General features: G+C 59.9%; 20 protein-coding genes. 8 read left to right on the top strand and 12 right to left on the bottom strand.

Annotated elements, in window-relative coordinates; genetic code table 11:
• Positions 1-106 precede the first annotated feature (106 nt).
• The 5 genes from AQ996_RS06430 to AQ996_RS06410 form a co-directional block, all read right to left on the bottom strand.
• Positions 107-2,059: a heavy metal translocating P-type ATPase gene (locus tag AQ996_RS06430; RefSeq protein ID WP_055252068.1), complete on the bottom strand. Its 1,953-nt coding sequence runs from the start codon at positions 2,057-2,059 to the stop codon at positions 107-109.
• Positions 2,060-2,158: 99 nt separating this feature from the next.
• Positions 2,159-2,377, bottom strand: coding sequence for a cation transporter (locus AQ996_RS06425; protein WP_055252067.1), 219 nt, complete (start codon positions 2,375-2,377; stop codon positions 2,159-2,161).
• 63 nt (positions 2,378-2,440) lie between these two features.
• Positions 2,441-2,806: an ArsR/SmtB family transcription factor gene (locus tag AQ996_RS06420; protein WP_055252065.1), complete on the bottom strand. Its 366-nt coding sequence runs from the start codon at positions 2,804-2,806 to the stop codon at positions 2,441-2,443.
• A gap of 419 nt (positions 2,807-3,225) precedes the next feature.
• On the bottom strand, positions 3,226-4,416 hold the full coding sequence (locus AQ996_RS06415) for a putative endonuclease domain-containing protein (protein ID WP_148315876.1): 1,191 nt from the start codon (positions 4,414-4,416) through the stop codon (positions 3,226-3,228).
• Between the two features lie 349 nt (positions 4,417-4,765).
• A complete protein-coding gene (locus AQ996_RS06410) occupies positions 4,766-5,734 on the bottom strand; it encodes a 3'-5' exonuclease (protein WP_055252061.1) in 969 nt (322 codons plus the stop codon).
• Positions 5,735-5,905: 171 nt separating this feature from the next.
• Here AQ996_RS06410 and AQ996_RS06405 point away from each other — a divergent pair, with 171 nt between their 5' ends.
• Entirely contained in the window at positions 5,906-6,994 is a 1,089-nt protein-coding gene (locus AQ996_RS06405) for a putative manganese transporter (protein ID WP_055252059.1), read from the top strand.
• Between the two features lie 164 nt (positions 6,995-7,158).
• Here the strand turns inward: AQ996_RS06405 and AQ996_RS06400 are convergent, their stop codons facing one another.
• Positions 7,159-7,641, bottom strand: a complete 483-nt coding sequence (locus AQ996_RS06400) for a YaiI/YqxD family protein (protein WP_055252057.1) — start codon at positions 7,639-7,641, stop codon at positions 7,159-7,161.
• A complete protein-coding gene (locus AQ996_RS06395; protein ID WP_055252055.1) occupies positions 7,642-8,244 on the bottom strand; it encodes an HdeD family acid-resistance protein in 603 nt (200 codons plus the stop codon).
• A gap of 235 nt (positions 8,245-8,479) precedes the next feature.
• Here AQ996_RS06395 and AQ996_RS06390 point away from each other — a divergent pair, with 235 nt between their 5' ends.
• The 3 genes from AQ996_RS06390 (at position 8,480) to AQ996_RS06380 (ending at position 10,430) form a co-directional block, all read left to right on the top strand.
• Positions 8,480-9,151 (top strand): nitroreductase family protein, encoded by a 672-nt coding sequence (locus tag AQ996_RS06390; RefSeq protein WP_172674626.1) that lies wholly within the window; start codon positions 8,480-8,482, stop codon positions 9,149-9,151.
• 83 nt (positions 9,152-9,234) lie between these two features.
• The gene (locus tag AQ996_RS06385; RefSeq protein ID WP_055252053.1) at positions 9,235-9,777 is read left to right on the top strand and encodes a histidine phosphatase family protein; all 543 of its coding nucleotides are present in this window, start codon (positions 9,235-9,237) and stop codon (positions 9,775-9,777) included.
• A gap of 17 nt (positions 9,778-9,794) precedes the next feature.
• A complete protein-coding gene (locus tag AQ996_RS06380; RefSeq protein ID WP_055252051.1) occupies positions 9,795-10,430 on the top strand; it encodes a histidine phosphatase family protein in 636 nt (211 codons plus the stop codon).
• A gap of 129 nt (positions 10,431-10,559) precedes the next feature.
• On the opposite strand, the gene AQ996_RS06375 is transcribed toward AQ996_RS06380, so the two are convergent.
• Together AQ996_RS06375 and AQ996_RS06370 are read right to left on the bottom strand one after the other, a co-directional pair.
• On the bottom strand, positions 10,560-11,249 hold the full coding sequence (locus AQ996_RS06375) for a DUF1015 family protein (RefSeq protein ID WP_055252049.1): 690 nt from the start codon (positions 11,247-11,249) through the stop codon (positions 10,560-10,562).
• Positions 11,250-11,287: 38 nt separating this feature from the next.
• Complete coding sequence (locus tag AQ996_RS06370) at positions 11,288-12,508, bottom strand: M20 family metallopeptidase (RefSeq protein WP_082435557.1); 1,221 nt, start codon at positions 12,506-12,508, stop codon at positions 11,288-11,290.
• A gap of 223 nt (positions 12,509-12,731) precedes the next feature.
• Here AQ996_RS06370 and AQ996_RS06365 point away from each other — a divergent pair, with 223 nt between their 5' ends.
• The gene (locus AQ996_RS06365) at positions 12,732-13,712 is read left to right on the top strand and encodes a hypothetical protein (RefSeq protein ID WP_147347872.1); all 981 of its coding nucleotides are present in this window, start codon (positions 12,732-12,734) and stop codon (positions 13,710-13,712) included.
• A gap of 347 nt (positions 13,713-14,059) precedes the next feature.
• On the opposite strand, the gene AQ996_RS06360 is transcribed toward AQ996_RS06365, so the two are convergent.
• From AQ996_RS06360 to AQ996_RS09830, 3 genes are all read right to left on the bottom strand, one after another.
• Positions 14,060-15,223, bottom strand: a complete 1,164-nt coding sequence (locus AQ996_RS06360) for a phosphoglycerate dehydrogenase (protein WP_055252043.1) — start codon at positions 15,221-15,223, stop codon at positions 14,060-14,062.
• A gap of 74 nt (positions 15,224-15,297) precedes the next feature.
• A complete protein-coding gene (gene serC / locus AQ996_RS06355; RefSeq protein ID WP_055252042.1) occupies positions 15,298-16,422 on the bottom strand; it encodes a 3-phosphoserine/phosphohydroxythreonine transaminase in 1,125 nt (374 codons plus the stop codon).
• Positions 16,423-16,553: 131 nt separating this feature from the next.
• Positions 16,554-16,727 (bottom strand): hypothetical protein, encoded by a 174-nt coding sequence (locus AQ996_RS09830; RefSeq protein ID WP_156333783.1) that lies wholly within the window; start codon positions 16,725-16,727, stop codon positions 16,554-16,556.
• A 338-nt stretch (positions 16,728-17,065) separates the two neighbouring features.
• Here AQ996_RS09830 and AQ996_RS06350 point away from each other — a divergent pair, with 338 nt between their 5' ends.
• The 3 genes from AQ996_RS06350 to brxC all read left to right on the top strand — a co-directional run bounded on the left by AQ996_RS06350 (position 17,066) and on the right by brxC (position 22,151).
• On the top strand, positions 17,066-17,716 hold the full coding sequence (locus AQ996_RS06350) for a BrxA family protein (protein ID WP_055252039.1): 651 nt from the start codon (positions 17,066-17,068) through the stop codon (positions 17,714-17,716).
• A 1-nt stretch (position 17,717) separates the two neighbouring features.
• Positions 17,718-18,410 carry a DUF1788 domain-containing protein gene (locus AQ996_RS06345; RefSeq protein WP_055252037.1) on the top strand — a complete coding sequence of 231 codons (693 nt, stop codon included), beginning with the start codon at positions 17,718-17,720 and terminating at the stop codon, positions 18,408-18,410.
• Positions 18,411-18,488: 78 nt separating this feature from the next.
• A complete protein-coding gene (brxC, locus tag AQ996_RS06340) occupies positions 18,489-22,151 on the top strand; it encodes a BREX system P-loop protein BrxC (protein ID WP_055252035.1) in 3,663 nt (1,220 codons plus the stop codon).
• Positions 22,152-22,174: the final 23 nt, after the last annotated feature.

Below are 22,174 nucleotides of genomic sequence, written 5' to 3'. Positions count from 1 at the left end.
CGCGAGGCCCGCCTTTCCGTTGCTCCGCAGGAGCAAGAAAGACGGGCCTCATGCGCGAGGACGTTTTCAAAACCAAGCCCGGCCCCGGCCGGAGGGACCACGAGCGCTACAGGTTCTTGACACCCATCGCGCGCATGGCGTTCAGGATGGCGATGATCGCCACGCCTACGTCGCCAAAGACGGCAAGCCACATATTGGCGATACCCAGCGCTGCCAGCACAAGGATCAGCAGCTTAATGCCCAGCGCAAAGATTATGTTCTGCCAAACAATCGACATGGTCTTGCGCGCCACGCGGATCGCGCGGGAAATGTTGGACGGCTTGTCGTCCATCAGCACCACGTCGGCGGCCTCGATCGCGGCGTCGGAGCCCATGGCGCCCATGGCAATGCCCACATCGGCGCGCGTAAGCACAGGAGCGTCGTTGATACCGTCGCCGACAAAGGCGAGCTTGCCCTTGCCACTTTCGGCCGCGAGTAGCGCCTCAACGCGCTCGACCTTGTCGCCCGGCAGGAGCTGCGCGTGGAACTCGTCGAGACCGAGTTGCTTGGCCACAGACGCTGCAACCTCCTCGCGGTCGCCCGTGAGCATGACGGTGCGGTTGATACCGGCGGCATGCAGGTCGCGAATCGTTTGCTCCGCATCGGCCTTAACGGTGTCTGCAATCACGATGTGGCCGGCGTACACGCCGTCAACGAGCACGTGGAGGATCGTGCCGACAACCTCACAGTCCGGTGCTTCAACGCCGGCCGCGGCGAGCATCTTGGCGTTGCCAACGACGACGTGCTTGCCGTCGATGGTTGCCGTCACGCCGTGGCCCGCGTCGTTGGCGGAGTCGCTCACGCGCTTGGGGTCGACCTCGCCCTGGTAGGCGTCGCGCACGGACTGCGCGATGGGGTGATCGAAGAACGACTCAGCAAGGGCTGCGACTTCGAGCAGCGACTGCTCGGTATAGCCAGCCTCGGGGTGCACCGCGACGACTGAGAACGTGCCGTTGGTGAGGGTGCCCGTTTTGTCGAAGACGATGGTGTCCACGTCGGCGAGCGTCTCGAGGTAGTTGGAGCCCTTGATGAGAACGCCCAGCTTGGACGCGCCGCCGATGCCGCCAAAGAAACTCAACGGTACGCTGATCACGAGGGCGCACGGGCAGCTGACGACCAGGAAGGTCAGGCCGCGCAGGATCCAATCGGACCAAGCGCCAGTCACCAGGCCGCCGCCAAGCGCGAGCACCGCGGCAGCGCCAGTGACGGCGGGGGTGTAGACGCGGGCAAAGCGCGTGATGAAGTTCTCGGTGCGCGCCTTCTTTTCGCTGGCATTCTCCACGAGCTCCAGAACACGCGCGACGGTTGACTCGCCAAAGGGCTTGGTGGTGCGCACGTGGATGAGGCCCGTCATGTTGATGCAGCCGCTGATGATATCGTCGCCGGTCTTGGCGGGGCGGGGGACTGACTCGCCCGTGAGCGCGGCGGTGTCGAGCTGGGTTTCGCCCTCGACGATGACGCCGTCGATAGGCACGCGCTCGCCGGGCTTGACCACGATCACGGTGCCGACGGCGATGTCATCGGGAAAGACCTGTTCGAGTGTGCCGTCGGCTTGCTCGACGTTAGCGTAGTCGGGCGCGATGTCCATCATGGCACTGATCGACTTGCGGCTCTTGCCCACGGCGTATGCCTGGAACAACTCGCCGACCTGGTAGAACAGCATGACGGCGGCGCCTTCGGCCATGTGCGGGTCGGTGTCGGGGAAGAGCACCATGGCAAACGCGCCGATGGTCGCGACGGCCATGAGGAAGCTCTCGTCGAAGGCCTTGCCGCGGCGGATGTTATTGAATGCCTTTTGCAGTACGTCGTAGCCGGCAATCAAAAACGGCACGAGGAACAGCGCGAAGCTGGCGTAGATGTTGCCGGGCTCCCCAAATGCGATAGTGAGGGCGCCGAGCTCGTCGAGGGCATAAACAACGGCAAAAATGCCCAGTGCTACCAGGATGCGGTTGCGCTTGTGCTCAAGGGACTCTTTCTTCTTGCGCTTCTTCTTTTTCTTTTTGGGGTCGGCGGCTGCCATGATTCAAACCTCCCATTTGAGTGTATGAACACTTGCTCATATAATTTCGCGAGCAAAGGCCGCGGCAAGCGCGGCCTTACAGGTCAACGTGTGCGCGGGTTAGAGAATGATCTCGCAGTCCGGCTCGGCGTCGGCGGTGAACTCAACGACGCGGTCCAGGACCTCGTCGAACTTGGCGTCGTCGGCCTCGAGCGTCAGCTTCTGGGTCATAAAGTTGACCGAAACGGACTTGACGCCATCGAGCTTAGCCAGCTCGTCCTGAAGTTCACGCGCGCAGTTGGCGCAATCGATCTCGTCGAGCTTAAACTGCTTTTTCATGGTGGGTTCCTTTCCCTGTGTTGGCGGTCTGGGTGCCGGCCGCGCTGATACCGTGGTTGATTGCTATTCGCAGATATGGCTCATGCCCTGGTTGAGCATGGTATAGACATGATCGTCAGCGAGCGAGTAGAGAATGTTGCGGCCGTCGCGGCGGAACTTGACCAGGTGCGACTGCTTAAGCGTGCGCAGCTGGTGCGACACCGCAGACTGCGAGGTCGCGGTCGCTTCGGCGATGTCAGCCACGCAGAGCTCGCGGCCCATGAGGGCATAGAGAATCTTGATGCGCGTGGTGTCGCTGAAGACCTTGAACAGGTCGGCAAGGTCGTAGAGAAGTTCCTCGTCGGGAAGGTCCTCGGGCGAGCAGGTGGTGGGGACGATCGGCTCGGTGGCCTCGATGCCAGTCTTTGTTTCATCAGCGTGGCTGCTCATTGCAATATCCTTTCATATGAACATGCGCTCATATAACTTACTTCCGATTATATGAGCGCATGTTCATATGTCAATGACGTACAGGTAATTCGTCGCATAAAATGATGGGGAATAGTGGACGAGATTCCGGACTGAGCGGTTTTGATAGCCGATGCCGGGGTGGGTGCCCCCGCGCCGTGCAAAAATTGGAGTATTCTGCAACTATAGGGGGTCCGTTAATCTATTCCAGGCCAAATAAAGCCGCTCAAGAGTTATCCAAGGGCGGTAAACAGACAAGGTCTTCCTCAAATGTTGCCTAACGTTCCCGTTCGATAGCGTTTTTGTTTTTCATTTGGATTAACTTGTGGGTGCTGGAGGGCCGACCCTGCTGAATACTCGCAATTTTGCACATCGCTAGGGTACCCACCTTGTTAGCCGGTCTAGCTTCCGGCCCCGAAGATTCTGCCCTCGGGCGCGAGGCTGCTTATTTGGGCAAATGATGGGCTGTCGGATTCGACAGTCTGCATGTCATCGATTGCCGGAACTTCATTTATTGTCGGGTCATCCAGCGTGATGCCTTCGAGTGTTGCTTTTTCGAGGTCGATTCGTTGACGATCTTCGGAATCCTGGCGAAGCTGCTTCTGAATTCTCTTTTTCTCTTCTATAAACCTTCTGAGCACAAACTGTCTCAGGTCCTCTTGCATGATTTGAAAGTCTTTTGGCAGACGCGAGGGGCGTATGCCCTCTTTCCGTTGGATCGCCTCCATGACCCTAACGAAAGCGCTGGCATGCATAAAGGAATAACGACTGACGGTGATGATTCCGTATCCCATGGACGCAAGCGCATTCTTGCGCTCCTCATCGATGGCGCGGTCTTCTTCCGCGTCATGATAAAACCCGTTGTATTCAATGTCTGTGCGAGATTTCTTTAGATACGCATCCATAAAGAACTTTTTGCGTCTCGTGAGATTCTTTGCGGCAGCGGTGACCTGCACCTCGCAATCGGTCTCAATTCCCTTAATACCAAGCCCTCCTTCGCTTTTAGGCAGCGTTAGCATCATGACAAAGGCCGTTTCCATAGGAGACCGGCATCCGTCGCGCACACATTGAATCGCCTTTCGGGCAAGGGCCAGACCGTCGCATCTGGTAATGGAATTAAAGAACTGTTTTAACCTTTCGGTCGAGGTGAGCGCGAAACGCTCGTTATACGAGGTGGAAGAGCCGGTTCCAAGGGAGTAAGCGCCGCACAATTCAAAGTAGTACTCCACCAGTTCGCGAAAAGGGAGATAGGTGGCGGCCTGAAGTGCGCAAAGCTCAACGCCAACAATGAAGATGCCATCTTTGAGCTCTATAAAGCGTGAGCTCGAGAATCGTTTTGACGAAACGTGGCATTGACAGTTCATTGCATAGCGCGCATTCCTGCGATCAAACACCATTACTTCGAGGCAATCATTTGCGTCAAGGGAAACATCGTGTTTGGTGAGCCATTCTGCGGCTGCGTCAAGGAGCGTTCCGGTGGGACATGATCCGTAAATCGCGGCAGGGTTACAGGGCTCGGTGTCTTTCGTAGACGCCGAATGCGCGGCCTGGTAGACCGCTTTTGCAGTGGTATGTGACAATACGATACTCATGGTATATATCGTGTCAGCTAATGCCGTGCTGATGGCGCTGAGTGGGAAAGTCGTTTTAGGGGCCTAACCAAATGCTGTCCAAAAGCTTGACGCAATTATGGGTTGGCATGCCTAAAATCAATGTTATCGCAGCTTAGCTATAGCATATAAAAACTCAATTGCTGCACATTTGATATCGATGCATCACCATCCGACAACGAATTACGTGTCGGGAATTGGCCGAAATCGTTCAAAATGAGGGTTCAGAATTTGTGATGGCAGATCTATCTGTGGAACGTAGGGCGGCCCCGCTGCGGTGTTTCCCGCTGCGAGGTCGCTCGTGAGCAAGTAGTGTTTGTCGCAGGCGTTGCTATTTCGCGAATAGGTTCTTGAGGTTGAACTCGGCCTGTACCGTGCGGAGCATGAGGTCGGTGTCGTCCAGACCCAGATGCTGCTCGTTGGCGTCGGGCGCGAGGGTTCCACGGCGGCGCGCCCAGTTCTCGAGCGCGGCTGGGGCGGACTCGCGGGGGAGCGAGCGCACGTCGGCGTCCAGGCTGCGGCAGATCTGGCGCGAGTCGATGACGATGATCTTGCCGGCGCGGCGTGCCTCGGCGTAGCCGTCCAGGTGGATCTTGAACCAGCTGTCCTCAAAGGCGGCGTTGTGTGCCATGTACGGGTACTTCTTCATAAGCTTGAGCAGCTGCTTTTGCAGCTCTTTGTTCTCGCGGAACGGCTTTTTGCCGTCGATGTCGTCCCAGGTGATGTGGTGGATATTCGACAACGGCACATCCTCGCCGCGGTAGATGTCGGGCAGGCCGCAGTAGTGTGCCTCGGCGTCATGCGGGACGGCGTCGCTGGTGAGCTCCATGATCTCCCAGCCCACGTTGATGATATAGCCGCGCTCGGGTGCACGGCCGGTGGTCTCGATGTCGATACCGAGCACGGTGCCCTGGATGGGCTTGCGGGCGTAGGCCACGCCGAGCGCGTCGCGGTCGCCGCGGATTTCGCGCATAACGGACGCGGCGGTGCGCTTTTGCATCTTGCCGATGGCGGCGCAGGTGTCGGCATCGGACAGGCCGCGCGAGAGCGTCGCGGGCGTCACGTTGCGCAGACGCGCCTCGCCAATCTGGTCGCACAGGTCGCGGTTGCGGTCGGCCAGGTCGCGCACGGTGGCAAAGTCGAAGCCGGGGTCGCCCTCGGCGGTAAAGTACTCGGTCTCGAGCACCTTGAGGGCCTCCTCGCCCTTCTGGCGCTCGGACTCCATGGCGCCGTGGTCGCCGTAGATAAACATGGGGATAAACGGCTGGCGCTCGTATTCGAGTGCTTGCGATACGTTCATATGCTACTCCTTGGACGGGCCGCGTTGTGCGGCTCGAGGCTACTGAGTTATGGCGAGATGATAGTTTACCATAGGCAACTATTGGCACCGCGCCCGGGACAACTACAATACCCTAGTTGACCGCTAGGACTTTTACAATGCTGCCGAAAGACACGAAAGGTTCCATCCGTCATGGATTTACTGATTGATATTCTGCTCGACGCCGGCAAGGACACGCTGTCGCTGGTGCCGTTTTTGTTGGTGACGTATCTTGCTCTCGAGACACTTGAGCACGTTGCGGGCGACCGCGTCAACGGCGCTATCAAGCGCGCCGGCGCTGCGGGTCCCGTGGTTGGCTCGCTGCTGGGCATGGTGCCGCAGTGCGGATTTTCGGCCATGGCAGCAACGCTGTACGCCGGCCGTGTCGTGACCTTGGGCACGTTGGTGGCGGTGTTCCTTTCGACCTCCGATGAGATGCTGCCGCTGTTGCTTGCCGAGCAGGTTCCCGTGCAGACTATGGCGATGCTTTTGGCTTCGAAAGCGCTGATCGCACTGGTCACGGGTTTTATCGTGGACGCTGCCATTCGCGGCCTGCGCCGTAACGCCCGCGCGCACGCGGCGATTCGCCGTACCGTGCTGGGAACCGCGGCCAACCCGGCCCACGTGAACTGCGCGCACGACGACCACAGCGGCGGTGACATCATCGACGAGGTGGCCGAGGCAGGCGTGAGCGCCGACCACATCCACGAGCTGTGCGAGCGCGACCATTGCGGTTGTGATGAAGACGAGGACGAGCACGAACACGGACATGGCCACGATCACGGTCATGAGGGCGAACATGAACACCATGATGGTCACGGTCACTCTCACTCCCACGAAGGGACGCCTGTCCTGTCGATCATCCGCAGTGCGATCTCGCACACCGTGCAGGTCTCGGTATTCATTTTTCTGGTGACGCTGATTCTGGTCGCCGTGCTCGAGACGTTCGGCGAGTCCGCGATCGAGCAGTTCCTGCGCGGCAACGAGACACTCGCTGTCCTGGGTTCGGCGCTTGTCGGGCTGATTCCCAATTGCTCGGCGAGCGTGGTCATTACACAGCTGTATCTGGAAGGCGCGCTGCAACTGGCGCCGATGCTCGCCGGCACGCTCATTTCCGCCGGCGTGGGTTATCTGGTGCTGTTCCGCACCAACCGCAGCGCCCGCGAAAATGCCGTGTTCCTGATCATGATGTACGTCATCGGCGCTGGCTGGGGCCTCATCCTCTCCGCCGTTGGCCTCTAAGTAGGCCTAAAAAATGGGCTTCAAATAGCCATGCTCAGCGCCTGCGCAATGCGGCGACGCATGGCATTTTGAAGCCCGTTTTTTGTTGAGCCATGGATTCCGAGCGCTCACACCGCTCAAAACAAAAAGGTAGATTTTAGGCATGTCTCAAAAATCTACCTTGGTTAGTGCAGCAACTCGGTGAGGTTGCGTTTAAAGCGGGCGCGGTCTTCGCTGGTAAATGCTGCCGGACCGCGAGTGCGTCCGCCGGCGCGGCGTACCTTCTTTTCCTCGTGGCGAATAAACAGCTGCATGTCGATAGTCGCCTTGTCGTACACGCGCCCGCGCACACCGATGGCGGCGGCATCGCGCCCGAGCACCATGCTCGCCAAGCCAATGTCCTGCGTCACGACCACGTCGCCCGCCTGCAGGCGTTCGACAATGGCAAAGTCGGCGCTGTCGGCGCCCACGCTCACGTCGAGCGTCGTGACCCAAAAGCCGCGTCGCGCGTGCTCGGCATCGCGCGGGTCGTCGCGGCGAATGTGTCGTTCCAGGTTTTGCGTGCTGTTGCCGGCGATAACAACGGCGACGCCCGCCCGCCGCGCGCAGTCAATCGACTCGCGCGTGACCGGGCAGGCGTCGGCATCAATAAAGAGCGTTCGCGGCATCTAGTGCACCAGTTTGCCAAATTGAATGGCGCGAACAATGAGCGTTACGCCAAACACCAGCAGCGCGGCGCCACTAAAGATGACAAGCATCTTGGCCGACCACAGCGGATAGATAAACACGAACATGCCGGCGATGATGGAGAGTGCACCGCTCAGGATGGCAAGGGCGCGGTTGGACGAAAGCTCGGACTCCAGAATGGACATGACACCTTCGACAATCCAGCCAAAGCCGGCCACGATAACCACCATCGTGGTGAGTGTCGCGGTCGAGAAGGCCTGGTTGCGCAGGATTATGACGCCGCCCAGGATAATGAGTAGGTTGGAGATGATGCTCGTCACGCGCCAGCCAGTGGGCAGCAGCGGCTCAAAAATGGCAGTGAACAGCCTGATGGCAGCGGTGATTACAAAGTAAAAACCCAGGACGGTCGTCAAAAAGACGAGGGACTTGGCGGGTGCAAAAAGCAGCGCGATGCCAGCAATGAGCGCCACGACGCCCGTGATGGCGTAGATCCAGCGCACGGCCTTGACGGCTTTGCCCGCCATACTTTTCTCGTCAAATCCAAACTGGCTCGATTTTTGGTCATCGTTCCTAAAGATACCCATAACGTCTCCTTTCCGTGCGGCGTAAGCCTTGATCGTTACAACCAGTATCGCTTAAAGGCGCTGGCGTATGGGTCGGGGAGGGCGAAACGTAACCCAAAGGTCCCGAATTGTTTCCGTTGTTCCCCACGTCGCGGTTTTCTATTCAACAGGTGTAGAACATTGCAGCCCTGTTCGTTATTGCCTACGTTTTAGGTTAGATTTTCCTAAGGACAATTGGCTTGTATTGGGGGTCCCTATGAACGAAGCAGTTCCCGAGGCACCGTCGAGTGTCGAATCGATGGCAAAGCAAGGTTGCGAAAAGCTCGGTCTGGAAGCGTTTGATGCGTTGGTCCGTCGTGCCCGTACGTGCCGCCGTTTTGACGAGTCTATGCGCGTGCCGCGCGAGTTTTTGCTTGAGCTGGCGGAGCTGGCGCACCTGACCCCGTGTGGTGCCAATGCTCAGCGTCTTCGTTTTCATGTGGTGAGCGGTGCCGAGGATTGCGTGCGTGTATTTGATGAGCTTGCATGGGCCGGCGCGTTTAAGGATTGGCCGGGTCCTGCCGAGGGCGAGCGTCCGACCGGCTATATCGCGATTCTGGCCGAGCGCGCCGTTCCGGGCAAGCCTGCCGCTCCCATTACCGAGGTCGACACGGGCATTGCCGCGCAGACGATGATGCTCGCCGCCCGCAGCGCCACGCCCGAGGTGGCAGCCTGCATGTTCAAGGCCTTTACGCCCCGCGCGATCGATGCCATGGGGCTCAATAACGACAAGTATGAGCTCAAGCTGATCATGGCGTTTGGCGTTCCGGCCGAGACACAGGTGATCGATGCGATCGATTCCAACCCCGACGGCTCCATCAATTATTGGCGCGACGAGGCGCAGGTGCACCACGTACCCAAGCGTCCGCTTGCCGACGTGCTGCTGTAGTTGTGCGTCGTTGCGGTGCAATCCGGCGGCAAAATCACCACAAAGGCTCCTGTCCCCTTTGTGGTGGTACGAGGGGAGGGTGTGTGGCAGATCTGTATTTGGTGCGGCATGGGCAGACTGAGCTCAATGTGCAGAGCATTTTGCAGGGCTGGCACGATTCGCCGCTTACGGCGCGCGGGCGCGAGCAGGCGCTGACGGCGCGTACGGCGTTTGCGGCGCGTGGCGTGGCCTTTGATCATGTGTATTCCTCGCCGTTGGGCCGGGCGCGGCATACGGCCGAGCTTATCGTTGGCGAGGGCCGTTCCATTGAGCTGGTCGATGACCTGCGTGAGTGGCATTTTGGCTCGCTGGAGGGCACATCAAATCGCGAGATGCCGCCGCAGCCCTGGGGCGATTATCCGGTGGCCTTTGGCGGTGAGTCGGAAGTGCAGCTTCAGTCGCGCATGGTCGCGGCGCTGTCCCGCATCATGGCCAGGCCGCAGCACGACTGCGTGCTGGCGGTTTCCCACGGCTCAGCCTGCCAGGAGTTTCTTGAGTATGTGACTGGCGGGGGAGAGCTACCCGACAACGGTGCCGTGCTTCATTTTGGCTATTGCGACGGGGCGTTTTCGCTCTTGGGTTGGTAACGAACGAAAGGACCCCTATGAATAAAGATCTGTATCTGGTCCGTCATGGACAGACGATATTCAACCTTAAGCGCATTATTCAGGGCTGGAGCGACTCGCCGCTTACGCAGTTGGGTTGCGACCAGGCGGCGCGCGCCGGCATGTTTTTGCGCGCACGCGGCATTGAGCCCGACCACGTCTACACCTCTACGCTGCACCGCACCGAACAGACCATCGCCAACCTGTGGCCGGGCTTGGCGTACGAGCGCCTGGACGGTCTGCGCGAGTGGTTCTTTGGCGACTTTGAGGCCGAGCGCGTGATGCTTATGCCCGAGCGCCCGTGGCGCGATTTCTATCGTCAATTTGGCGGCGAGGGCCAGATCCAGGTGCGCGAGCGCATGGTGGCTACGCTGACCGAACTCATGCGACGCCCGGACCACGAGTGCGTCCTTGCGGTGAGCCACGGATCGGCCATCAAGGAGTTTTTGGACCACGTGAGGGGAGCGGCAGCCGACGAGCGCGAGCGCGTGCCGGGCAACTGTTCGGTGCTGCATTTTGCGTTTGACGATGCGACCGATACGTTTGAACTGGTCGAAGTCTTTACGCAGGAGGATTACGCGCGCGAGCTGGGGCTAGAGCCGCTCGTGGCGGCAGCGGGTCCGCAGCGTGGGTAACGCTGGCGTTGCGGCGCGGTTTGCTGTCGTAATTGTTTGATGCGAAAGGGGCGGAGGTGCATGTGTTTGCTGCATCTCCGCCCCTTGTTTATTTGGATACTGGGTTTTCCAGCTTCGCGTTTGAGTCCGCTAGAACCGTGAGATTTGATGAGTGAGCAGACCCGTCGGAACCTGCGGCGCGCCGCCGTTGACCTGCGCAGCGGGGAACAGCACGGCTACAGCAAAGTTGAACGGCTCTCTGCCAGAGTAGGCGCCGGCGCCGCGGGCCTCGTTGGCCAGAATCTGCGATGCCCCAGCCAGTGCGACGGCATAGGCGGAGTCACCGGCGAACACCGGGTCGGGCGCCTGATCGAGCATGGCGCGGATGGCGGCAACAGCGTCCTCGCGCTTGACCTCCCACACGCGATGTGAAATGCCGGCGGGGTCGGTGACGGCGTAGAGCGAGGCACCCTCTTTGGCGGCGCCCAGGATGATATCCATGACGGGCGAGGCTTCGTAGGCGAGCGTTACAGGGCGGGGCTGCACCTTAAGCTCGGCGATCGCGCGCGCGGCGGCGAGTGCGTCGACGCTCTCGGCGGCAGCCTCGTCGCTACCCGTCAGTACGTTAACCGGGCAAATCGCCACGACACCCGTCGCGCGACCTGGCTCGCCCGAGCATTCGTACACGTAATACGCCGCGCCTGGATCCTTGAGCATTAGGCCGTCAGCAATGGCGCCGCGCAGGGCGTCGTTGCCGCTCAGGATACCACCCATCGCAGGCAGCGCCTCGAGCACGCGGTCCTGAGCCGGGCGGATGCAGGGAAACGGAAGAGCTTTCATGGACGGTCCTAACGCGCGAGTCGGTTGTTCGCGGCTTATTATGCCCCAACTTGTCCATTCGCGTCCCAGAGCAAGTTATCGGCGAGCGCGATCAACACCTGCTGGCAGCGAACGATATCGGCGTGGGGCACATATTCGTTGGGCTTGTGGGCGAGCGCGAGCGAGCCTGGGCCATAGCTCATACAGTTGCGGTTGCCCGTCTTGCCAGCAATGACGGCGGTATCGGTGTAGCCGGTAAAGAAGCCGACGGTCGTGTCCGCGCCTGTCACATCGTCTGCTGCGCGCTTGAGTGCAGCTAGAAGGGGAGAGGCTGGATCGCGCTCGATGGCGGGGCGGTCGCCTGTCACGGTATAGCTTCCATGGCAGCCGGGGACCGCGGCTTCGGCAGCGACAATGGCCTGCTCTACCATGCGCGTCGCGGCGGCCGTATCAGTCGGCGGGGTCAGGCGCATATCGACCCAGACCTTAGCGTGGTCGGGCACGACATAGGGACGGTAGCCACCCTCGATCTGTCCAAACGTGATGGTCGATGGCCCCAGCTCCTCATGTAAAGGTAGCGTCGCAAACGTGCGACGAAGCGAGCACGCGACCTCGGCCATGGCGGCGACGGCATCCGCGCCCTTCCACGGCTGGCTCGCATGCGCCGTTACGCCAGCCATTTCAATCTCGAACCACGTGCGCCCCTTGTGCGCCACCTGAATCTGTCCGTCGGTGGGTTCGGTGTCCAGCACCCATTCACGCGAGCCGACCCAGCCGGCATCGATCGCGGCCTCTGAGCCGCGCATAAAGTCTTCCTCGTCGACCGAGCAGATGAGCGAAAAGCCGCGGCGGGGCAACGCGCCATCCGCCGCCACGCGCTCGAGCGTATGGATCAGTGCGGCAATAGCGCAGGCCAGGCCACCCTTCATATCGCAGGCACCGCGGCCATAGAGTTTATCGTCGCGCACAACCGCCCCAAGCGGTGCGATGTCTGCGTCCCAGCCATCGCCCAAGGTGACGGTATCCATGTGGCAGATATAGATCAGCCGCGGCTCGTCGCTTTGGCCCGGCACGGTGACTTTAAGGTTGCGGCGCCCGGGCAGCACTTCGAGCTCCTCAATCTGCACGGCATCGAGCGCAGAACTATCAAGTTGTGCCAGCTGCTGCTCAATGAGCCTCTTAATGAAGCGCTCAATTTCATCCTCATACGCGCCCGGGTCTGAGCTGTCGATCCGCACAAGCTCCTGCGCAAGCCGCCAGGCAAAGTCCTCATCAACCATATGCAACCTCACAATCAGTTTGCTTTCCAAACCGATTGTAAGCCTCCTGAGAGATCCGCGACGTGGGCGTGGCAGTATTTACCGTTCGCAGGCCGAGCCAGCGCGTTTGCCGTCCGAGCGGGTTCACAAGCGACGCAGCGGGTACGTACCCTTCATGGACGACATGCTGTGCGACATATCTGCCTTTCGGTATCACCGGATACCTCCACAGGTCTTGGCAATAATGCCGGACCTGCCCGATTCTGCGGACGATCCGCGCAGGGAGCACCTATGTGAGCATCCGCTCGTCACGCATTTCCTGGGCACCCCGTTACACGTGTTGGCGCAGGGCAGCTGCGGACGTAAGGGCGATCGCATTGTCAGGCATGTTTGGAACGGGGAGAGGCCGTTTGATTCCGTGCGGCAGACGGAGTTTGGCCTCGATGTTGCGTCCCCACTCTTTACCCTGCTGACTCTGGCTTCCTCGGTCTCAAACGAGCGTCTAATCATGTGCATGTATGAGATGTGCGGCACCTTTGCCGTGTGCAAGATTGCGCCTCAGGTAAAGTCGGCACTTGAGCAGGCATATGGGAGCCGATGGAGTGACGCACGGTCGGGCTGGGAAAACGTAAAGGATGTCTCGGGGAATCCAACGGACTTGTGGAAACGACCTCCCTTGATCGAGCTCTCTGAGCTTACAGAGTTCGTCGATAAGGTCCGGGGGCTCCGCGGCGCTAAAACGTTCATACGAGCCGCGAAATGCATTACGGGGGTGGCAGCATCGCCGCTCGAGGTCCAGGCTTCGATGCTGTTTGGCCTTACGAGGTTGCGCGGCGGCGAAGGGCTGAGCCTTACCAATAACGTTGAGATTCGTATGACGCGCAGCGCCCGCCTGATTTCGGGGCTTGATAGGCGCTATGCCGATATCCTGCTGGCAAATAAGGACGGCAGTCGAGAGTGTCTGGTTGAATGCCAAGGTAAAGCCATTCACGGATCCATTGAATCCAAGATCTCGGACTCCGATCGAACGACGGCCTTGCAAGCCATGGGATATCCCGTCGTTCTGATGACCTATGGTCAGCTGGCCGACTTCGATGCCTTCCGCGTGGTGATGGAGCTCATCATGTCCTATCTCGATGTGCCGCTGAAAGACAAGACGCCGCGACAGCAGGAGCTCGAACGGCGGCTTCGTGAGGAGATTTTTATCGATTGGGCGGGAATGTAGTCGCGCGGTGGGTAAACGGTAGCGCGAGCTAGAGTTCTGGTCGCAAAAAGGCTTCAATTTTGCCTTGGAGGGACCCTAAAAATGCTATCTAGAATAAGTTGTTTCGGAAAATAGACAGTCAACTTACATTCGGCACATAGAGACCGATTTTTACCTACTAAAGTCCCTGATAAAGCTGTTTATCAAAGCGGGCGTGCTTAGCGACTGGAGCCTCACTATCGATTATCTGAAAAAACTTGTTCTGGGTATCATTTTAAAGACGTCCGGAGCAACAAAATCGCCCCCCGTTTCGTGAAAACGGGGGGCGAATGGGCTTCGTGGTCTGTCTGGCAGGCTTGGCACCGGCGCTATTTAATCACGCGCACGCGATACATCGACGGAATCTGCTTGAGCGCCTCGATCGTGCTGCCGTCCAGGTGCTCATCGGTGTCGAACATGGTGTAGGCGTTCTCGCCAGCGGACTCGTTGGTCATGCGCTGCACATTGGCGTTGTCCTTGGCGAGAATGGCCGTGATCTGACCGATCATGTTGGGCACGTTGGCATGCAGGCAGGCAATGCGGCTTGCGGCGCGCGCCTTGCCCATGCTGCAGGCGGGGTAGTTGACGCTGTGCGCGATGTTGCCGTTTTCCAGGTAATCCTTGAGCTCGCTGATGGCCATGTCGGCGCAGTTGGCCTCGGCCTCGCCGGTGCCGGCGCCCGAATGCGTGGTGATAAACGTATTGGGCATCTTGACGGTCTTGGGCGTGGCAAAGTCGCAGCTAAACCAGCTGAGCTTGCCCGCGCGCAGGGCGGCGTCGACGGCGTCCTCGTCAATGATGGTCTCGCGCGCGTAGTTGATGAGCACGGCGTCCGGGGCCAGCAGGTCGATCTGCTCGGTGCTGATCATGCCGATGGTATCGGCCTTGCTGGGCACGTGCACGGTGAGGTAGTCGCAGCCGCGGCACAGATCCTCGAGCGTGCCCACGCGCTGCACCTCGCGGCTCAGCACCCACGCGTGCTCGACGGAAATGAACGGATCGTAGCCGTAAACGTCCATGCCCAGGTCTACACAGGCGTTGGCGACCTTGGAGCCTACGTTGCCCAGGCCGATGACGCCGATGCGCTTGCCCTTGAGCTCGCGGCCCACAAAGGCCTTCTTGGCTTTTTCGGCATCGACCTGGATCTCGGGGTCGTCGGCGTTGTCGCGCACCCAGTTCATCGACTGCACTACTCCGCGGCTCGAGAGCACCAGCATGCCCAGGACGAGCTCCTTGACGGCGTTGCTGTTGGCACCGGGGGAGTTAAAGACGACGACGCCCTTCTTGGCGTACTCCTCGACGGGGATGTTGTTGACGCCGGCGCCGCAGCGGGCGATGGCGCGGATGCCCTCGGGCAGCTCGTAGCCGTGCAGGTCGGTGGAGCGCATCAGGATGGCGTCGGCCTCCTCGGCGGTGCCCACAAACTCGTAGCCCTCGCCAAACTCGACTTTGCCGTCTTTGGTGATGTCGTCGATGGTCTTAATCTTACGCATGGAAAAACTCCTCTTAGCAGGTTTTGATCTAAACAGGGTGGTCTGAGGTGGCTGGTCAGCCCGCGCGTTGCGGGCTAGTTAGATCGCGGACTCAAACTATGCTGCGCTTCGAAGTCCTTCATGTACGAGGCCAGTGCCTGCGCGTCTTCCATGGTTACGGCGTTGTAGACGCTGGCGCGCATGCCACCCACCAGGCGATGACCCTTGACGTTTTGAATCTGGTGCTCGGCCGCGCCTGCGACAAAGGCGGCGTCGAGGTCGGCATCGCCGGTACGGAACGTGACGTTGGCGATGGAGCGGCTGTCGGCCTGTGTGGTGCCATGGAACAGCACGCTGTGCTCGAGCAGGTTATAGAGCAGGTTGGCCTTGGCCCAGTTGCGCTCGGCCATGGCGGCAAGTCCGCCGGTCTGCTCAACCCAGCGGAATACCTTGCCGCACACGTAGATACCAAAGGTGTTGGGCGTGTTGAGCATGGAGCCCTTGGCGGCCTGGGTCTTAAGGTCCAGGTACTGCGGCGTCTGCGCAAAAGCGGGGCCATCTGCGATGAGGTCGTCGCGCACGATGACCACGGTCACGCCCGCGGCGCCGGCGTTTTTCTGCGCACCGGCGTAGATGAGCCCGTAGCGCTCAACGTCGAGCGGCTGCGACAGAAAGCAGCTCGAGACATCGGCGACCAGCGGCACGTCGTCGCAAGCGGGCAGCTCGTGGTACATGGTGCCAAAGATGGTGTTGTTCTGGCAGATGTAGACGTAGTCGAGCCCGCCGCCCGCGGCCTCGGCGGCAATGCGCGCGTTGATGTCGACTATGGTGGGTATGCGGTCGAAATTGGTGTCCTCGGAGCTCGCGAGCAGCACGGCCTCGCCGTACTTGGCGGCCTCCTTGTACGCCTTGTTGGCAAAGTTGCCGGTCACGACGTAGCCGGCGCGGCCGCGGCGCATGAGGTTCATGGGGATGCCCGCAAACTGCAGCGTGGCGCCGCCCTGCAAAAACAGGACACGGTAGTTGTCAGGGATGCTCAGCAGGCGGCGCAGGGTTGCCTCGGCGTCGTCGATGATCTGCTGGTACATACTAGATCGATGGCTCATCTCGAGCACGGACATGCCGCAACCGCGGTAGTCCATCATCTCGTCGGCGATCTCGGCGAGCACGCTGGTGGGCAGCGCGGCCGGGCCAGCTGAGAAGTTGTGCACACGTGCCATCTTCTAGGTCCCCCTCGTAGTCGTTTGAACGTTCGGGATACTTTAGCACAGTGCAGCGCCAGGTGCGACCGCATCACGGTAAAACTCGAGTGCGCCGCTATGATTTACAGGATGGTTACATGGGGGAGGGCTTATCTCGAGGCTCGCATCCGATCCGCCTCGGCCTTCGCTTGTTTCCAGGGACGCACACGACCGTTGGTGAGGTCGTCATAACCATGAGCGATGGTACGTTGAATGTGATCTTCGCGTTCCTGAATGGTAGTTAGCGCGCGCGTCTGATCAGAAATAGGCTTCATGACAGGCATATTAAGCTCCTTACATAGAAGCATATGTATAACTCTATGTTGAATATAGCGGAGGATGGCGTTGGGCGTGTGCGTGCCTGCATTCGTAAGTGCGGTTGTCTGGCAAGTGTGATTTGGGGCGACCTCGTCAAAGCTTCTGAGCTGCGAAAATGACCGTTAACCGGATTTAATTTTGTTGCTCAACATTTGACACTCTGGGCGTGGTAACTTTTTTACCAACAGGTATGATTATTGTCATGTGCGCCGCACCTGCCTGCCGGGTTGCGGCGCACTTGTGACAGCCTTTGACACCCTTGGAGCGTGTACTGTGGATATAACCACAAAAAGCGTTCGGGGGGGTGCTCACCCGCGAGCAATTCCTCCCGCATGAGATGCGCATCGTCGCTGCCCTGCGTATACAGGGCGCAAGCGACGAGCAGGTCATTGTATGCGTAAAGAGCGAGAACCTCTTTCAATATCCCACGGAGCGCATGGTCGCCAACCGCGCAACCGTGTGCCTTCGCCGCCTCGACGCCATGGTGCCCACGGACGCCGCATGCGCCGCGCGCGGCATCGACCCCAATACCGCCGTCGAGGCCGCGTCATCCCTAACCAGCCTTATGGCATCTGGCACTCCCACGCAGGCGGACCAGGCCATCTTCTACAGCATGATCTGCCGCTACGACATCGTGCGCGAGCTCGTGCTCGTCGAGGTAGGGGAGCGCCTGCAAAACTTTGATTATGCCTTTACGGCGGTTGACCTCAACGCCTTTATGACGCGCTTTACCACGGAGTATCCGGACGCCGCCCGCTGGACCGAGTCCACGGTCACGCGCATCAAAGGCTCGCTGCGCCAGACGCTCCGCCATGCCGGTCTTATCGGCGAGGGTCAGGGCCCGGAGTCCGAGCGCCTGTCACCACTCTTCCTCGATTCCGATGTCGAGCGAGCCTTGATTCAGCTGGGTGAGCAGTCGCTTATCGCGGCCCTTACCGGCAGGGCGGTGATGTAGCGTGGCTCCCGTCAACAGCGCCATCGACCCTGCTATCACCCCGGCGACGGACATCACCACCAATATCGGCATCCATTCCCGCCAGAGCGTCGTGGCGGCGCATGCCCGCTCCGAGCGCGCCCGCCAAGAATTTGAGCGCCGCGCGCAGCTCCTGCGTGAGTGCCTGTGCAGCGAGGACTTTTTGGCCAACAAGGGCATAGGTAACGAGATCGGCTTCCATACCTTCTGCTACGACCCTGCGCTGGAGTTTGAGGCGCGCGCGTTGTTTGACACCCTTTCACGCGATGCCGAGGCCGGCAAGCTCCCGTGCACGCTCAAGGTCGTAAACCTCTACGACGCCGTGCTGGCGATCCTCGAAAAGCGCCGTGTCCTCAAGGCCATTCCGCGCCAAGAGGAGCGCCGCGGCACCCAGCGTGTGCTTGAGGACGTGGCCAAGTTTTGTTCGCCCGAGAAGATCGCCGCGTTCATCCTCGAGCAAACCGAACCTCATGCACCTGGCGACGTCATTCTTCTGACCGGTGCCGGCGAGGTCTATCCCTTTTTTCGTATTCACACCCTTCTCGACTGCATGCAAGTCGATTTTTCCGACCTGCCGGTGATCGCCGCCTATCCAGGCAGCTTCAACGGCTCTTCTTTCCAGCTCTTTAACCGTCTGCCGGCCGATAACTACTACCGCGCCATCGATATCTCGTAAGCACGGCTCCCCGCAGGCAAGTCCCTGTCGCCGGTAACAACCCTTTGCCATAACGTTCCCAAACCCAAAGGAGCACCCATGGACAACACGATCATTCGCGACCTCTTTGCAAAAGACATCAACCGCTCCATCAACGGCGTGGTCAAGGTCCAGGATTCAAAAGATGGGTCCATCCGCCAGGAGCTTGACGAGTACGTGGTGACGCGCGAGTTGCAGAGGCACTTTGCCACGTTCTTCAAGGCCTACGGCGATGCCATCGATGCACGCACCGACAAGATCGGCGTGTGGATCAGTGGTTTCTTCGGTTCCGGTAAATCGCACTTCCTCAAGATGCTGAGCTACCTGCTCGAGAATCGCCAGATCGGCGGCAAGAGCGCCATCCGCTACTTTGACGGCAAAATCGTCGACCCCATGGTCGCGGCTGCCATGGAGCGCGCCTGCTCGGTGCCCACGCAGGCCATCCTCTTTAACATCGATAGCAAGGCGGGCCAGTGGAAGCAGGGCGATACGGCTCCCACGGCGCTGCTTCGCGGCTTTGAGCGCATGTTCTACGAGGCGCGCAGCTTCTACGGCGAGGACCTCAAGCTTGCAAAGCTCGAGGACTACATCGATTCCCTGGGCAAGACCCAGGAGTTCCGCGAGGCCTTTGAGCGCGTCAACGGCGAGTCCTGGCTCCAGGCCCGCGACACCTACAGCTACTTTGAGGACGACGTCGTCGAGGTGCTGCAGAGCGTGCTCGGCATGAGCGAAAAGGCCGCATGGAACTGGCTCGAGGGTTCTGAGGACGAGGTTTTGGCCCCCGATGTCTTTGCCAAAAAGGTCAAGGATTACGTGGACGCTCAGGCAGCGGCCCACGGTGGCAACTTCCGTTTGCTCTTTATGGTCGATGAGGTGGGTCAGTTTATTACAAACGACCAGGACCCAAGCCTTATGCTGAGCCTTCAGACCATCGTCGAGGAGCTGGGTGCCGCCTGCGGTGGCCGCGTGTGGGTGATGGTCACGAGCCAGGAGGCCATCGACAACCTGAGCCTGCCCGTGGGCAACGACTTTTCAAAGATCCAAGGCCGCTTCAATACCCGCCTTTCGCTCTCCAGCTCCAGCGTGGACGAGGTCATCCAACGCCGTGTGCTCGAGAAGACCGCGCCGGCGGCCGATATGCTTGCACAGGTCTACGAGCAAGACGCCGCCGTTCTCAAAAACAACTTTACCTTTGAGGGGGGCTCGCGCTCCGACCTTGCCGGCTTCGCCAACTCCAAGGATTTTGTGGCCAGCTACCCGTTTGTGGGCTACCAGTTTAAGCTTCTGCCCGACGTGATGACCGAGGTACGCAAGCATGGTGTTAAGGCCAAGCATATGTCCACGGGCGAGCGCTCCATGCTGAGCGCGTTTCAGGAGAGCGCTCAGGCCATCCAGCATGACCAGACCGGTGCGCTCGTGCCGTTCTGGCGCTTCTTCGACACTATCTCCAAAGATCTTGAGCACGGCATCAGCCAGGTGGTTGACCGCGCGGTCCGTGCGGCCGAGAACGCGGAGGGCCTTGAACCCTACGACGTCCAGGTGCTCAAGCTCCTGTACTTGATCCGCTACATCGGCTACGTCAAGGCCACGGTCGAGAACATCTCCATCCTTATGATCGATAGCCTGGACGTGGACAAGCGCGCCCTTAAGGACCGCGTCAAGGAATCTCTCGCCCGCTTGGAGCGCGAGAGCTACGTGGCACGCCAGGGCGATACCTATAGCTTCCTCACCGACAAGGAGCAGGAGATAGCGCAGGAGATCGCACGCACCCCGATCGATAACGCGAAGGTGATTGAGTACATCAAGAAGCGCCTGTTCGAAAGCATCTACACTGCGCGCAAACTCAACCGCGGGACCAACGACTTCCCCTTTGACCGCTACGTGGATGGCTCGATTCATGGATCCAACATGGGCGGCATGGAACTATCCGTGGTGACCATGGCCAGCAATCTGGGCCGTGCGGACGATGCCGAGCTGGCATTGAAATCCGTGGATAAGGCCATCGTGGCCTTGAGCGACGAGGTGGATTATTGGGCCCCACTCGTCAACGCCGCTAAGATTCGCATGTACGCCCAGACGCGCAACCTGCAGGAGCTACCGCCGAGTACCCGCCAGATCGTCGAGGCCAAAATGCGCGAGAAGGACTTTAACGAGAAAGAGGCTGACGCCCTTTTGGCTGAGGCGGTGCTCCATGCACGATGCGCCGTCAACGGGCGCATGATTGAGATCCGTGCTGCCAAACCCGCCCAGGTCTTTGAGCAGGTGCTGGCGCAGCTGTGCGATGTGGTCTTTGAAAAGGCCGGCTATATCGGCGCGCCGGTCACGAGCGATTCCGATATCCGCTCCACTCTGGCGGGCAACGTTCAAGCAGGGCTCGCTGGCATGAACGCGGGTAACACGCGTGCGCTCAAGGAGGTTGAGGACTACCTCAAAGTGCAGCACCAGCGCCATCTGGATACCGCTATGGGCGATATCCAGCGCCAGTACCAGCAAAGGCCCTTTGGCTGGCGCGAGGTCGACATCGCAAATGTGGTGGCGCAGCTTGTGGTGGAGCAGCGCGCGCAGGTGCTGTTTGGCGGCCAGACGGTTCAAGCTAACGATAGCCGCATGGTGGCGCTCCTGCGCAAGGATGCCGATAAGGCCCAGGTGCGCTTGCGCGTGCGCATGAGCGACCGGTTGCTGCGCGCCACGGGCGAGCTCATGCGTGATCTGTTTGATCTCAAGACCGTGCCCTCCAACGAGGATAAGCTCGTGGCCGAGCTCAAAGAGCGCCTTGAGGGCTTGCGCGAGGCGTGCCTCGCCATGGCACGCGACTACTACACGGGCATCAAGCCGGCCTACCCGTATCCCGGTGAGGACGAGTGCGAGAAGATGCGCTCGGAGGTGGCCGACGTCCTTAAGGACCAGAACGAGGCCGAGGCGTTCTTGACCACGTTCACCAAGCATGAGGAGCGTTTGCTCGATGCCAAGGAAGACTTTGATAAGGTGGTTGAGTTCTTCGAGTTCAACCAGCGAACAGCGTTTGACCACGCCAAGGATTTCTTGAGCCGCACCGAGGGTATCGAGTATGCCTCCGATGACATTCCCAGCGCGGTTGAGAATGTGGCAAAGGTGCGTGAGGTTCTCAAAGATCCCAAGCCCTACGGCCGCATTAAAGACCTGCAGCCGCTTATGGATCCCGTCGAGGACGACATGAAAAAGCTGCTGGGCATCCGCCGCAATGAGTTTTTGTGCCGAATCGAGAGCGATCTGCAAGACCTGCAGGCACAGGCTGAGAGTCAAAAGGGCTTTGTCAATCAAGCCAAGGATGCCATAGCAGACGCCGGCGCCAAATACGAGTCGTTCAAAAACCGTGCCCACAGTGCTCAAAGCCTCAACGAGCTGAGTGTTGCCGCGACTAACTGGGCCAACTGGCTCAGCGCAGCAACCAACGGGATGTACGACGTTGTGGATGCGGCCCGCATGCGTATGGACAACGAGCGCCGCACCACCGAGGTCACGAGTACGGGTGAGGTGGTCAAGAAGATCTCCAACAAGGCCGTTGCGTCGTCAGCGCCCACGCCTGCACCCGTGCCCCAGCGCAAGATCAAGACTGTGCGCCGCGCCGATCTGGCCAAGCCGAGTCGTCTCTTGTCCGCAGGGGACGTGGAGCGCTACGTGGACGACCTGCGCTCCCGCCTTATGCAGGCGCTCGCTGCAAACGACGAGATCCGTATCAACTAACCCGCGGAGCCACCGGTGCCAAA

The organism is Collinsella aerofaciens, from assembly GCF_001404695.1.
Classification (GTDB): domain Bacteria; phylum Actinomycetota; class Coriobacteriia; order Coriobacteriales; family Coriobacteriaceae; genus Collinsella; species Collinsella aerofaciens_E.
The sequence above is the reverse complement of the archived record's forward strand: the minus strand, read 5'-3'. Positions and strand labels throughout refer to the sequence as shown.